15 protein-coding genes are annotated in these 13963 nt (G+C 55.0%); 3 read left to right on the top strand and 12 right to left on the bottom strand.

Translation table 11 applies throughout. The annotated features are described in order from the left end of the window. Positions 1–193: 193 nt before the first annotated feature. The 11 genes from rpoS to SOJ49_RS03865 form a co-directional block, all read right to left on the bottom strand. A complete protein-coding gene (rpoS, locus tag SOJ49_RS03915) occupies positions 194–1159 on the bottom strand; it encodes an RNA polymerase sigma factor RpoS (protein WP_369856923.1) in 966 nt (321 codons plus the stop codon). Positions 1160–1250: 91 nt separating this feature from the next. After that, positions 1251–2060, bottom strand: coding sequence for a peptidoglycan DD-metalloendopeptidase family protein (locus SOJ49_RS03910; protein ID WP_369856922.1), 810 nt, complete (start codon positions 2058–2060; stop codon positions 1251–1253). Between the two features lie 251 nt (positions 2061–2311). After that, positions 2312–3229, bottom strand: coding sequence for a DUF368 domain-containing protein (locus SOJ49_RS03905; RefSeq protein WP_369856921.1), 918 nt, complete (start codon positions 3227–3229; stop codon positions 2312–2314). A 29-nt stretch (positions 3230–3258) separates the two neighbouring features. Further along, entirely contained in the window at positions 3259–3894 is a 636-nt protein-coding gene (locus tag SOJ49_RS03900) for a protein-L-isoaspartate(D-aspartate) O-methyltransferase (RefSeq protein WP_369856920.1), read from the bottom strand. Between the two features lie 43 nt (positions 3895–3937). Next, positions 3938–4678, bottom strand: coding sequence for a 5'/3'-nucleotidase SurE (gene surE, locus SOJ49_RS03895; protein WP_369856919.1), 741 nt, complete (start codon positions 4676–4678; stop codon positions 3938–3940). Beyond that, positions 4675–5778 carry a tRNA pseudouridine(13) synthase TruD gene (gene truD, locus SOJ49_RS03890; RefSeq protein WP_369856918.1) on the bottom strand — a complete coding sequence of 368 codons (1104 nt, stop codon included), beginning with the start codon at positions 5776–5778 and terminating at the stop codon, positions 4675–4677. Before truD ends, surE begins: the two co-directional genes overlap by 4 nt. A gap of 105 nt (positions 5779–5883) precedes the next feature. Continuing rightward, positions 5884–6360, bottom strand: a complete 477-nt coding sequence (ispF, locus tag SOJ49_RS03885; RefSeq protein WP_369856917.1) for a 2-C-methyl-D-erythritol 2,4-cyclodiphosphate synthase — start codon at positions 6358–6360, stop codon at positions 5884–5886. Further along, positions 6357–7082, bottom strand: a complete 726-nt coding sequence (gene ispD / locus SOJ49_RS03880; RefSeq protein ID WP_369856916.1) for a 2-C-methyl-D-erythritol 4-phosphate cytidylyltransferase — start codon at positions 7080–7082, stop codon at positions 6357–6359. Before ispD ends, ispF begins: the two co-directional genes overlap by 4 nt. Beyond that, complete coding sequence (locus tag SOJ49_RS03875; protein ID WP_369856915.1) at positions 7079–7372, bottom strand: septum formation initiator family protein; 294 nt, start codon at positions 7370–7372, stop codon at positions 7079–7081. Before SOJ49_RS03875 ends, ispD begins: the two co-directional genes overlap by 4 nt. Before the next feature lie 68 nt (positions 7373–7440). After that, positions 7441–8733, bottom strand: a complete 1293-nt coding sequence (gene eno / locus SOJ49_RS03870) for a phosphopyruvate hydratase (protein WP_369856914.1) — start codon at positions 8731–8733, stop codon at positions 7441–7443. A 75-nt stretch (positions 8734–8808) separates the two neighbouring features. Continuing rightward, on the bottom strand, positions 8809–10437 hold the full coding sequence (locus SOJ49_RS03865) for a CTP synthase (RefSeq protein ID WP_369856913.1): 1629 nt from the start codon (positions 10435–10437) through the stop codon (positions 8809–8811). Positions 10438–10776: 339 nt separating this feature from the next. On the opposite strand from SOJ49_RS03865, the gene SOJ49_RS03860 reads away from it, so the two are divergent. After that, on the top strand, positions 10777–11727 hold the full coding sequence (locus SOJ49_RS03860; RefSeq protein ID WP_369856912.1) for a DMT family transporter: 951 nt from the start codon (positions 10777–10779) through the stop codon (positions 11725–11727). 168 nt (positions 11728–11895) lie between these two features. Here SOJ49_RS03860 and SOJ49_RS03855 read toward each other — a convergent pair whose 3' ends face one another. After that, a complete protein-coding gene (locus SOJ49_RS03855; RefSeq protein ID WP_369856911.1) occupies positions 11896–12804 on the bottom strand; it encodes a LysR family transcriptional regulator ArgP in 909 nt (302 codons plus the stop codon). A gap of 159 nt (positions 12805–12963) precedes the next feature. On the opposite strand from SOJ49_RS03855, the gene SOJ49_RS03850 reads away from it, so the two are divergent. Together SOJ49_RS03850 and SOJ49_RS03845 are read left to right on the top strand one after the other, a co-directional pair. Next, positions 12964–13590 carry a LysE/ArgO family amino acid transporter gene (locus tag SOJ49_RS03850; RefSeq protein WP_369856910.1) on the top strand — a complete coding sequence of 209 codons (627 nt, stop codon included), beginning with the start codon at positions 12964–12966 and terminating at the stop codon, positions 13588–13590. Between the two features lie 73 nt (positions 13591–13663). Beyond that, entirely contained in the window at positions 13664–13903 is a 240-nt protein-coding gene (locus SOJ49_RS03845; protein ID WP_369856909.1) for a hypothetical protein, read from the top strand. The last annotated feature ends 60 nt before the right edge of the window (positions 13904–13963 follow it).

Below are 13963 nucleotides of genomic sequence, written 5' to 3'. Positions count from 1 at the left end.
ATAAAGTACTCGCAGAAACTGGATCGCCCTGAGTGAGCCAGTCAGGCCCGAAACATCGATTCTGAAACACCAGTCCAGAAAACCCAGCCCAAAAAACCACTGAGCACCCGTTAACCGCAGGCGGTACGACTAACGGGTGATCGGGTTGCACAACCCGATACTGATGACTCCGACCCCCTCGGAGTCATCAGTGTCACGCTTCCCCAAACAAGGTTTCTGCGTTCAGACCCTGACCTTCCATCACTTCACGCAGACGTTTTAACGCCTCAACCTGGATCTGACGCACGCGTTCACGAGTCAGGCCAATTTCACGACCGACATCTTCCAGCGTACTGGTTTCATGACCACGCAACCCGAAACGGCGCGACAGCACTTCCCGTTGTTTTTCTGGCAGCTCGTCAATCCACTGCTCCAGGTTGTTCTGAATATCGTTGTTTTGCAGCTCTTCACCTGGATCAGCACTGCGCTCATCGGCAATGGTATCCAGTATGGATTTGTCGGAAGACACCCCCAGTGGCGTATCAACCGAGGTAACGCGTTCATTCAGCTTGAGCATGCGCTTGACGTCGGCCACTGGCTTTTCCAGCAGTTCGGCGATCTCTTCTGCACTCGGTTCATGATCCAGCTTCTGGGTCAGCTCTCGTGCCGCACGCAGGTAAACATTCAGTTCCTTGACCACATGAATCGGCAAACGGATGGTACGGGTCTGGTTCATGATGGCGCGTTCGATAGTCTGACGAATCCACCAGGTAGCGTAGGTTGAAAAACGAAAGCCACGTTCAGGATCAAATTTTTCCACGGCGCGAATCAGACCCAGGTTGCCCTCTTCAATCAGATCCAGCAATGCCAGCCCACGATTGATATAACGACGGGAAATCTTTACCACCAGACGCAGATTACTTTCAATCATACGTCGACGACCCATCTCATCACCCTTACGGGCCAGGCGTGCGTAATGCACTTCCTCTTCCGCAGACAACAACGGCGAAAAGCCGATTTCGTTCAGGTAAAGTTGAGTAGCATCCATTGCTTTGTAGGAGCTGTCGGCTGCAAAACGTTCTGGTGCCGTATCCGTTTGATGATCGTCTGAGCCAGAAGTGGCTGTGTCACGCTCATCAAGGATATTTTCGTTGACATCACGCTGCTGTTGTACCGCCATGATATTTCCCCGCCTTTTGGTTTGTCTTATTGTCCTGATAGTTAAACAGGAACTGTGCCAGAACGGTTGGTAAGTAATCCCGACTGGGACTTTACCGTTTTGGCAAGTACAACAGCGGGTCGACCGGTTTACCGTTCTTGCGGACCTCAAAGTGAAGTTTCACTTTATCGGTACCGGTAGAACCTGTTTCGGCAATTATCTGTCCAGCTTTAACAACTTCTTTTTCGCTAACCAGAATCCGACTGGTGTGGGCGTATGCACTGAGGTAGGTTTCATCGTGCTTGATGATCACCAGATTGCCGTAACCCCTGAGGCCTTGACCGGCATACACCACGGTTCCTGCCGCTGCTGCAGACACAGATTCCCCCATGGCACCGGCCAGATCAATCCCCTTGTTAACGGGCTTTTGGGTTGAGAACTGAGCCATTATTTTGCCGGGTACCGGCCATACCCAGTCGTTCTCGGTACTCTCCACAACAGGTTCTGGCGGGTTTTGACCAGTTATCACTGGAACGGCAACCGGTGTCGGCGGAATTGACACCTGAGGCGCCGGTTTACTGACACTTTTTGAAGGAGTGGGTTTTTTGATCGCGACAACCACAGGCGCGGTTGCTCGTACGTCAATTTTCTGACCCGGAAAAATGGTATAGGGACTGGTAATGCCGTTAGCTTTGGCCAAGTCGTGATGATCCACGCCATAACGCCAGGCAATTGAATAAAGAGTGTCGCCTTTTTCGACGATATGAAAACCTGACGATTTTTCGGCACGCTCTGTTTGTTTATAGACCGGTCGTTCAGAATTGCCAAATTTTTGTTCCACTGACACAAATCCACTGCCAGTCGTACAACCAGCCGTGATGGCAACAATCGCGACGATAGTGACAACAGTCAGGCGCTTCATGGTTTTTCCTGAGCGGTTGGTTCTTGACACCCTGAAGTGACAGATTTCCGTTAATAGGTGCATTATTGAACCAATCTAACAACAAGATATTAAATAACCTCCTAATATTCTAAAAAGATCTAAAAGAACAACCTATTTATCAGAATTATTACTAGTTGGGATTATTTTTCATCTGGACTTGCCGCCAGCCTGGTCTACTCCTTTATTAAGTGTCAGCCAAATATCAGCGGCGGGTACGCATACCCATACCGTTAACAGGCTGTTAATTGATTGTCTTGCTGGCGATTGGCAACCCATTCCAGCAGCAACACCAGCGCCGCACCCGCGACCATCAGCAATAACGCCCATAACAGATCGGCTCCCGGCTCTGGCAGGATGTTCTGCTGCAGGAAGGGTACGGTTTCACCTTTGCTGTTCAGCCGGGTCGACAGGGTTTCCTTCCAGGGCCAAACCTTGACCAGAGAACCGAGCATAAATCCGGTCAGCACGGCAAATGTGGCTTCTCGCCAGCCGGCCAGCAGCCAACTGAGCAAACGGGAGAAAGAAAGCAGTCCGATCACGGCACCGGCACCAAACAACGCCATAATACCCAGGTCAAGATTCTTGAGCGCCCCCAGAATCGGCTCATACAACCCCATCAACAGCAAAATAAAACTGCCCGATATACCGGGCAGAATCATCGCACAGATGGCGATACTGCCCGCCAGAAAGACCACGAATGGCGTGGCTTCAATTGACGTCGGAGATGCCATACTGATCCAGCCAGCAACCACGGCTCCAGCGGCCAGCAGAACCAGCGTAACAGCATTCCACTGGCGGATTTCACGGCCAACGTGAAACACAGAGGCGATGATCAAGCCAAAGAAAAACGCCCACAACCAGACCGGGTAATGCAGCAGTAAAAAGTGAATACCTTTGGCCAGGCTCAGCAATGCGGTCAGTACACCGGCCCCCAGCACCACTAGAAAAGTACCATTTATATGTTGCCAGGCCGCCCTTGGCCCCTGTTTGAACAGCAGTACCAGCGCCTGGGCATCCACTTTGCGAATGGAACCCAGTAACTGATCATAAATGCCGGTCACAAAAGCAATCGTACCTCCCGATACACCGGGAACGACGTCTGCCGATCCCATTGCAATACCTTTCAGAAACAACCAGAGGTGGTGCATGACTAATCCTTGTTAACAGAAAAAGAAAATTAACGCTGAACCCCGGACAGAAAAGGGACAAACAACGCATCTTCCAGGATACGGGTGACAAACTCGTCACCATCGCGGGAAATCAGGGTCAATTTTTGCTGTTCGCCGCCCAGCGGAATCACCATGCGGCCCCCGTCAACCAGTTGCTCCAGTAAGGCATAAGGCACCTGTTCAGGAGCGGCTGCCACCAGGATACCGTCAAACGGCCCCTTGTCTGGCAAGCCCCAACTACCGTCGGAGAGTGAGCAATGGACGTTACGGTATTTCAGATCGTAAAGACGGTTTCTGGCGCGGGAAAACAGCGGTTCGATACGCTCGACACTAAACAGCTGCTCCACCAGCGGTGACAATACCGCCGACTGATAACCGCAACCGGTGCCAACTTCCAGTACCCGTCCCAACCGACGCTGGTTGCCCAGCAACTCTTCGGTCATACGGGCAACGGTATAGGGCTGGCTGATAGTCTGGCCATAACCAATCGGCAAGGCCGTGTCTTCATAGGCACGGTGAGCCAGGGCTTCGTCGATAAACACATGCCTGGGTGTCGATGCCATCACGCTGAGTACCTGTTCATTGCTGATACCCGCTTCCCGCAAGCGCTGTACCAGCCGATTACGGGTACGCTGGGATGTCATGCCAATTCCGCTCAGTTGCTGCGTATCCAACCGCACTCCTCCATTAGCCAAGCACTGTTTGCATATGTTCCAGCGCTGTGTGCTGGGTCATGTCCATCTGGATCGGGGTAATCGAAACATACCCTGCTTCTACTGCAAAAAAATCGGTTTCCGGCCCGGCATCTGCCACCTCGCCTGCGGCAGAAATCCAGTAACACTCTTTGCCACGCGGGTTGGTGGCCAATACCGGATTATCGGAACGATGACGATGACCAAGACGGGTAATACGCTGACCCCGTAATTCACTGTACGGCCGGTCTGGCACATTGATGTTGATCACCGAATGCGGCGGCAATTGCAGCTGTTCCAGCCGGGGTAGCAGCTCCACCAGCACACGGGCGGCGGTATCAAAATGCTGTTTGCCGACCAATGATACCGCCACTGGGGTTTTACGGAGAAAACGACCTTCCATCGCCGCCGCGACCGTGCCGGAATACAAGACGTCATCGCCGAGATTGGCACCGGCATTAATACCGGACACCACCCGTTCACACTGATCGCGGAACAGTGCGTTGGTACCCAGGTGCACGCAGTCGGTCGGGGTGCCGTTGACACAATAAAAACCGTTTTCGAGCAATACCGGATGCAGCGGGCGATCCAGGGTCAGCGAATTGCTGGCGCCGCTGCGGTCACGGTCGGGAGCAATTACTGATAACGAATAGCCCGCCTGCTGCAAGGCATTGGCCAGCGTGCGCAAACCGAGCGCATGGGCACCATCGTCATTGGAAAGCATCAACCGGCTCATGTGTTTTCTCCTGCTGCGGTGGCATCTGACGCGACCGCTAGCATGCGATCCGGCTCACTCACCGCCAGCACTTCCTGTAATAGTGACGTCGCATAATACCCGGCTCCCAAGGAAAAACAGACTCGCAATTGGGGAGTCTGGTCGTCGGCTTGTTGCCATTGCCAACTCATCCGTTCCGGCTTCACCACCAGCGCCCGCCGTTCCTGACTCAAGCCACTGTGTTCCAGCGCGTCGAGCACTTCGGTGTAGGGCGCCAGCACAGCGTCTTCGAAAGCTAATGCCTGCGCCGTGGACAATGAACGGCCACGTCCCCACAGGGGGGCCGTGGTCGTACCGCTGGCGGTCAGCGGCTCGCCTTCCAGCGGGACAGTCCAGTCACCGGCCACCACTCGTGCCGCCACCACCTGATTAAACAGCCAGGATCGCACAGCCGAGAGATACAGGCCTTTTTTGCTGGCATTCCGCACCCGGATTTCGCGGCGCAGCATGGCAATACCTTGGGGAACATTAGCGCCGCCATGGCCAAAACGCTGGGGGCCAAAGTAGTTGGGGTAGCCGTGATCACGAATCGCCGTCAGATTGGCCTCTATCGCCTCAATCGGGCCTTCCACCGCTCGGATTAATAATTCAAAGTGGTTGCCGAGCAAATCACCACGCCGCAATTTTTTGTTATGGCGCAGCTGCTGTAACACACGAAACTCGTCGTGTTGCAGAGCCAAAAAATCCGGGGTTTCGCCTTTGGGGAAATAAATACTGAACCACTGCCGTGTTACCGCATAACGATCCTTGAGACCAGCAAAGCCGACATCCAGCTCCCGAACTCCAGCATAACGCGCCAGTTCGGCGGCCACCCAGGCGGTATTGGCACCGCGCTTTTCGACCCATAACCAGATGTGTTCGCCCTCTCCCTGAGGCAACGCCAGCGGCAGTTCATCCACGACAAAATCGTCCGGGACAAACTTGAGTACACCGCGCGCGCCGGTATCCGGGAGTGCGGCAGGCCAACCAATAGGCCAGTCAACCGATGTAGTGGCTCCCTCGGTCGCTAATGGCAAAACAGGAGTAGCAGTCGTGGTATGGATATGGGTGGAATCAGTCAATGAATGGTGTACTCAACGTTCAGGGCTGGCGACGGTGGTCGGCCTGGCCAATGGGTTTAAAATCAGATCAGTCAATTCGTTGCAATACTCAGGGCGTTGCAATACTCAGGGCGTTGCCATAATCAGCGCAACGGCATGTACCGCAATGCCTTCCTTGCGGCCGACATACCCCAGTTTTTCAGTGGTGGTTGCCTTGACGTTAACATCGTCCAGACGCACGTTCAGGTCAGCAGCAATCGTCTGACGCATCAGCGCAATATGGGGGGCCATTTTCGGGGCCTGGGCAACAATCGTGATATCCACATTGCCGATTCCATAACCCCGATCCGCCAGCAGGCAAACCACGTGACGCAACAGCATACGACTGTCGGCCCCGGCCCATTGCGCGTCGGTATCGGGAAAATGCTGGCCAATATCACCCAGCGCGGCAGCGCCCAACAGGGCATCGGCCAACGCATGCAAGGCAACATCACCATCGGAGTGGGCCTTGAGTCCCTGATCATGAGGGATTTCGACTCCACCCAGAGTAATAAAGTCGCCATCTTCAAAAGCGTGGACGTCAAAACCGTGGCCAATTCTCACAACCCACCTCGTTTATTGGTTAGCCCAGACCGGGCCTGCTGTAAATAAAATGCCACCAGCGCCAGATCCGCCGGGCGGGTAACCTTGATATTGTCTGCCCGCCCCTCCACCAGCCTGGGGGCATGGCCGAGGTGCTCGATGGCTGAGGCTTCATCCGTCACCGCTACGCCCTGCTCAAGGCAGAACTCCAGCGCACGAATCAACAACCCCAGCGGAAACACCTGCGGCGTCAAGGCATGCCAGAGTTGTTCGCGTTCAACGGTGGCGCTGATTTCAGTTTGTCCTGCGGCATTGAGACGGCCACGCTTCATGGTGTCTCGTGTCGGGCTGGCCAGAATAGCACCGGGGAATGTCAGCTGCGCCAGCAAGGCATCGAGGTCGCTGTGTTGCAGACACGGACGCGCCACATCATGCACCATCACCCAGTCATCCACTGAAGCAATCGCCTGTAGGGTACGTAGTCCATTTAATACCGAGTCAGAACGTTCCGCACCACCAGCGGCACGCAGAATCCGTGCATCATGGGCAAATTCACTGGCGGGCCAATAGGGGTCGTGTGCGGACAGCACCAATACCAGACGCGTCACGCCCGGATAGGTCAGCAGGGTATCGAGGGTATAGTCCATCAGCAGGCGCTGATTCAGACGCAGATATTGTTTCGGGCGATCGGCCTGCATACGACGGCCAACACCCGCCGCGACAACTAATGGCCAGACCGTCACTGTTGTGGCTCAACAAACAGGATCAGGGTTTCACCATCCTGTACAAGGCCCAGGTCTTCGCGGGCCTTTTCTTCCAGAATCGCGCTGCCATCGCGCAGGTCTGTCACTTCCAGCTTCAACTGGTCGTTGCGACCCTGCAATACGTCGATATCTTCAGCAATACGCTCAATCAGCTGTTCAAGCGTCCGACTGGCCAGCACGCCACTGTCATCCCACCAGATGCGATACTGGAGAACCAGTACTAACAGTGTACCGATGAGTAACATAGCGCGCTGGGTAATAGTGCTCATGGCATGTCCGGAAGTCAGGCGCACAAAGCCGGGCAGAGGCCCGGCTTTGTTAGCTGATCAGCTGTCGATTACTGACCCTTGATCTCTTTCAGGCCATTATAAGGGGCCTTGGCACCCAGCTGCTCTTCAATCCGCAGCAAGCGGTTGTACTTGGAAACCCGGTCAGAACGACACAGCGAACCGGTCTTGATCTGGCCCGCACAGGTACCCACCGCCAGATCCGCAATGGTGGTATCTTCGGTTTCGCCGGAACGGTGTGAAATCACCGCTGTGTAACCGGCATCTTTCGCCATCTTGATCGCTTCCAGGGTTTCGGTCAGCGAACCGATCTGGTTGAACTTGATCAGGATCGAGTTGGCAATGTGCTTCTCGATGCCTTCTTTGAGGATCTTGGTGTTGGTCACAAACAGGTCGTCACCCACCAGCTGCACCTTGGCACCCAGCTTTTCAGTCTGGTATTTCCAGCCTGCCCAGTCCGATTCGTCCTGGCCATCTTCGACAGATACGATCGGGTACTGCTCACACAGGTCGTACAGATAGTCCGAGAACTCTTCTGCACTGAAAACTTTGCCTTCGCCTTTCAGGTCGTACTTGCCGTCTTTATAAAACTCAGACGATGCACAGTCGAGCGCCAGGGTAATGTCTTTACCCAGCTCATAACCGGCTCCGGCAACGGCTTCCTGAATAGCCGCCAAAGCATCGGCATTGGAGGCCAGATCGGGCGCAAAACCACCTTCATCACCAACAGACGTGCTCAGGCCCTTGCTGCTCAGTACTTTTTTCAGGCTGTGGAAAATTTCAGCACCGGCACGCAGGGCTTCAGCAAACGTCGGAGCGCCCACGGGCTGCACCATAAATTCCTGAATATCGACATTGTTGTCGGCGTGTTCACCGCCGTTGATGATGTTCATCATCGGCACTGGCATGGAGTACTGGCCAGAAGTGCCGTTCAGGTCGGCAATGTGTTCGTACAGTTCAACACCTTTGGCAACAGCCGCAGCCTTGGCGGCTGCCAGAGACACGGCAAGAATGGCGTTGGCACCCAGCTTGGCCTTGTTGTCGGTGCCGTCCAGCTCCAGCATTTTTTCGTCCAGAGCGCGCTGTCCGGTGGCGTCCATCCCCAGCAGAGCAGGCTTGATGATGTCGTTGACGTTGGCAACCGCTGTCAATACGCCCTTGCCCAGGTAACGGCTCTTGTCGCCATCACGCAGTTCGAGCGCTTCACGGGTTCCTGTCGATGCACCGGAAGGAGCGCATGCGGTACCAAAAAAGCCGCCTTCAAGAGTAACGTCCGCTTCGATGGTCGGGTTACCGCGGGAGTCCAGCACTTCGCGTGCCTTGATGTCTACGATCTTAGCCATAAGGTTTCTCCATGAGTAATTGGCAAATTGAATGCTCTGACCCGACTCCGTTGAGTCGGGCAGGATTGCCGGTCGTTATATTTTTTCTTTGTGGATCAATGCTGCATTGATAAAGGCGGAAAACAGGCCATGGCCATCACGGGGGGTCGACGTAAACTCCGGATGGAACTGACAGCCGACAAACCAGGGATGATCAGCCACTTCAACCACTTCCACCAGCTCGCCATCAACAGAACGGCCGGAAATCCGCAAGCCAGCGGCTTCCAGCTCTGGCACCAGCGACGAGTTCACTTCGTAACGATGACGATGACGCTCAAGTACGACATCCTGACCGTAGGCCTGCGAGGTGGTGGAATCGGGCAACAGCACACATTCCTGGCCACCCAGACGCATGGTGCCGCCCAGATCCGATGCTTCGCTACGGACTTCTGTCGTGCCTTCGGCGGTTGTCCACTCAGTAATCAGGCCAACCACAGGATGCGTGGTCTCGGTGCTGAACTCAGACGAATGGGCATCCGTCCAACCAACCACGTTACGAGCGAATTCAATAACGGCTACTTGCATGCCCAAACAGATACCCAGATACGGCACCTTGTTTTCGCGGGCGTACTGTACCGTGCGGATCTTGCCTTCCACACCCCGGTTACCAAAGCCACCAGGCACCAGAATGGCATCCACACCGGCCAGAATATCAACGCCCTTGCGTTCAACATCTTCGGCGTCGATGTAGCGGATATGTACCTTGGCACGGTGCTGGATACCGGCATGATCAATCGCTTCGATCAGCGACTTGTAGGCATCCAGCAAATCCATGTACTTGCCGACCATGGCAATGGTGACTTCCTTTTCCGGGTTCAGCTTGGCATCCGCCACGGCATCCCACTCAGACAGGTCGGCATCCTTGCAGGACAGATCAAATTTCTCAACGATCAGATCATCAAGCCCGGCGTCGTGGAGATGACGCGGAATCTTGTAGATGGTGTCGGCATCTTCCAGCGGAATCACCGCACGTTCTTCAACGTTGGTAAAAAGCGCGATCTTGCGTAACGCCGAGGCTTCAATCTTGTGATCGGAACGACAGATCAGCACATCGGGCTGCAAGCCAATGGTGCGCATCTCTTTTACCGAGTGCTGGGTCGGCTTGGTTTTGGTCTCACCAGCGGTGGCGATATAAGGCACCAGCGTCAGGTGAATAGACAACGCCCGGCGCGAGCCAAGCTCGACTTTCATCTGCCGCACCGCTTCAAGGAACGGCTGGGATTCAATATCGCCGACGGTGCCGCCAATTTCGACCAGCGCGATGTCCGCGCCTTCAGCGCCTTCAAGTACCCGGCGCTTGATTTCATCGGTAATGTGCGGAATCACCTGCACAGTACCGCCGAGGTAGTCACCACGCCGCTCCTTGGCCAGTACATCGGTGTAGATGCGGCCAGTGGTGAAGTTATTCCGACGTGACATGGTGGTGCGAATAAAACGTTCGTAATGGCCAAGATCCAGGTCGGTCTCAGCGCCGTCCTCGGTAACAAACACCTCGCCATGCTGGAAGGGGCTCATGGTGCCAGGATCAACGTTGATATAAGGGTCAAGCTTGAGCATGGTGACCTTGAGGCCACGGGCTTCCAGAATGGCAGCCAGAGATGCAGAAGCGATGCCTTTCCCCAACGAAGAAACAACACCACCTGTGACAAAGATAAATCGTGTCATAGAAGGTCCGCGAAAAGAGGTGATAAATCAAAACGGAAGGTGCAGAACCTTCACTCGAGATGGGAGGGCAGGTTAGCAGATTCGCCAATTCGGGTAAATTTGTTTAGGCCTGTTCCGGGCAGTAAAGTCATGGTAATTTCGGCAGTAGCTCGACTGTTTGCAGCAAAACCCGATGATTTACCCTGTTTTTGCGGATTTTTGCCTGTTTCGCCCATATTCTCGCCATGTTGGACTGATGGCAGCGACCGGTCGGATTGTCTCAGCCAGATCCTCATACCCACCAGCCAAACATCCAGTCTTCACGCCGTGATCCCAACCCCGCCTGAATGAGTATGCAATATGACTGCCCGCTATTCATCTGCAGCCACCCAGAACGATCAGCGTTTCGGCCTGATCATTGCCCTGTGTGCCGCCACGCTGTTTTCCACCAAACCCATTCTGATCAAATGGCTGTACAGCCTTGGCGTTGAGGTACTGCCGCTGATTTGGCTGCGCATGGCAATGGCTCTGCCTTTCTACCTGATCATGGGGTATCTGGCCTGGGCCAGACTGGCCAGCAAACCGGCCACCAGGCATTTACTGAAAGCCGCCAGCATCGGCTTGCTGGGATACTACCTGTCATCCGTACTCGACCTGTATGGGCTACAATACGTCAGCGCCCAGCTGGAACGGCTGGTGCTGTACGCCTACCCATCCATGGTTGTCATACTGGGCATGCTGTTTTTTGGTCAGACCTTCAAAGCGGCCATCATTCTGCCCCTGCTTATCACCTACGGCGGCCTGGCCCTGATGTACGGCCATGACATGGACATGCTGGCAGCCGTTCCCGGAGTGAATAACGACCAGCTGATGATGGGTGCCGGACTGGTACTCAGCGCGGCGTTGACCTTTGCCTGCTATCTGCTCTTCAGCAAAAACTCGATTCGCCAGCTTGGCAGCATTCTGTTCACCTGCATCGCCATGACCTCGGCAACGCTGGCGATTCTGGTGCATCAACGCGTGGATTCCTGGTTAACCGGCGTGGACTACCCGCTGGTGCCAGAGTATTCAGCCACCATCTGGCTGGGAATTGCCGCACTGGCAATCATTGCCACGGTGTTGCCTTCCTTCCTGATCAGTGCCGCCATTGCCCGAATCGGCCCCGAACGCACCAGCATGAGCGGCACAATCGGCCCGGTAGCCACCACAGCGCTGGCGGTGATTTTTCTGGGTGAAAGTTTGTCGCTGCTCAGCATCGCCGGTATGGCACTGGTGGTCTTCGGCGTGTGGCGGCTCAGTCAGATCAAGTAACGAGCCAGGCAAACCGGGGAAGTAGGCAAGATGTAATAGCCGAAGGCGTATTACATCACACTGATTGGGTATATTACGCGTTCCGCTCATACACCCTAGCTGATATTTTTTTACTGGCTTGGCAGGTATCGCCGATTAAGAAATATGGTAAGAGACATGGGCACTGGCTTAAGCGGATGCGGTCGCCAGAATAAGACGATCTCGTGCCATCGTCACCACCGCTGCCCTCAATCCGCGCATCACCGGGCTTTCGGTTTGCCAGTAATGCCAGTACAACGGCACATCCAGGTGATAACCCGGTACCACATCCACCAGCGTGCCCTCTTCGAGGTATTTGGCGATTTGCAGTTGCGGCATCATGCCGTAGCCGAGGCCTTCCAGCGCCATACGAACAAACCCTTCGGAGGTGGGCGAAATATGATAACGCTGCGGTTCCGGTTGTTGCGGGCACAGCGCCTGCAAAAAACGATGCTGCAGACGGTCGTCCTGGTTAAAAATCAGGCAAGGCAATTGTGCCAGTGGCGGTTGCGGCATTAACAGCGGCTGACCAGCACCATACCGTGCGACAAAACCGGGGCTGGCAAAGGCCCGGTATCTGAGGATGCCGAGCGGCTGCACCAGGCCGCCATTAACCGGGGTGTCGGCGGCGCAGATACAGGCCATGACTTCGCCATTTTTCATCCGTCGCAGGCCAACGTCCTGATCTTCCACCAGCAGCTCAAAGTCCATGCTGTCACTGCCTGGTGCCGCTGCCAGCGCGGGAACCAGCCAGGTATCCAGGGAGTCGGCATTCACCGCCAAGCGTATCCGCACGGATTGCCCGGTTGCCTCTTCGTTCAACAGCAAACCTTGTTGCAACTGTTGCACCTGTTGCAAATGGTTGGCGAGGCGCTGCCCCAGTTCGGTAGGTTTCGGCGGTGTGGTGCGCAGTAATACCGGCTGGCCAAGTTTGAATTCCAGCTGACGAATACGCTGGCTAATCGCCGATTGACTGACACTCAGTCGTTGTGCGGCGCGTTCAAACCCACGGGTTTCAATCACAGCGACCAGGGCTTCCAGAGCACGGTAGTCAATCATAAGACCTTCTAATATCTCATTAGATTTATGACTTGGACTTATAGCAGGTCTCTCCCTACTCTGCCACGCATCCGCCTGCCAGCTACTGCCTGGGGGCGGAGCGGTATTGCGGCTGCCGCTATGATCGCTGCGTTTTCTGAGTACTGGAGCACCCTGCTTGTGTCTGATCTGTTCTTGAATCTACAACCGCTCATCACTGGCTTTGCCATTACCATGGGGTTGATCGTCGCCATCGGGGCACAAAATGCCTGGGTGTTACAAAAAAGCCTGCGTGGAGAGAACCCCTGGACCATCGCGGGCGTTTGTGTGGCGCTGGACGTCCTGCTCGTTTCCACCGGAGTATTTGGTCTGGATTATATCCAGACCCTGATGCCGGGTTTGGTGCCGGTGCTAACCTGGCTCGGTATTGCCCTGCTGCTGTGGCTGGCGCTGCAAGCTTTTGGACGGGCGCTACAAGGTAATGATGGCCTGGTGGTTGCTGCGGCATCGGAGCCGGTCAACCGCTGGCGCAGTGCCGGCCAGGTGATGATGTTGTCGTTGATCAATCCCCATGTGTATCTGGATACCGTGGTATTAATTGGCAGTGTCGGTGCCCAGCAAAGTCATCCGGGCCTGTTTGTCGTGGGCGCAGCCTGCGGATCGGCGTTGTGGTTTGGCACTCTGGTGATTGCTGCCCGTCAGCTCAGACCTTATCTCAGCTCACCCCGTCACTGGCAGATGCTGGATGTGATTATGGGTGTTCTTTTATTGCTGGTCGCGCTGACGTTGTTACTGAATCACCCCTAGGGACGCTCTGAAAACACACTCGAATCAGCGACAATCGCCTGATCAGTCAGCAGCATGACTGAACACGACTCAGATGACCTTCGCCGAACTCGAAGAGCAGATCAAAAAACGCAAAACCCGTCGTAAAATCTTTCTGGAAAAGATGGATCCGCTGATTCCCTGGGCCCAGCTCGAGAAAAAACGGGGCCAATATCACCCCGTCAAAGCCACTGGTCGACCTGATGACCCGCTGCCCACCATGCTCCGCATCCATTACATGCAGCCGCCGGATCTTGCGGTTCGCGGTGGCCTTGCTCCCAATCTTGGAACGTGAGCATACTGACGCCCCGCAAACGCTGACTGAGACATTTTGAGCTTTAACGGATTACTTGGG

The sequence above is a fragment of the Candidatus Thalassolituus haligoni genome (assembly GCF_041222825.1).
Lineage (GTDB): Bacteria > Pseudomonadota > Gammaproteobacteria > Pseudomonadales > Oceanobacteraceae > Oceanobacter > Oceanobacter antarcticus.
Note: the sequence above shows the minus strand (reverse complement) of the source record. Positions and strands in the feature narration are given on the sequence as shown.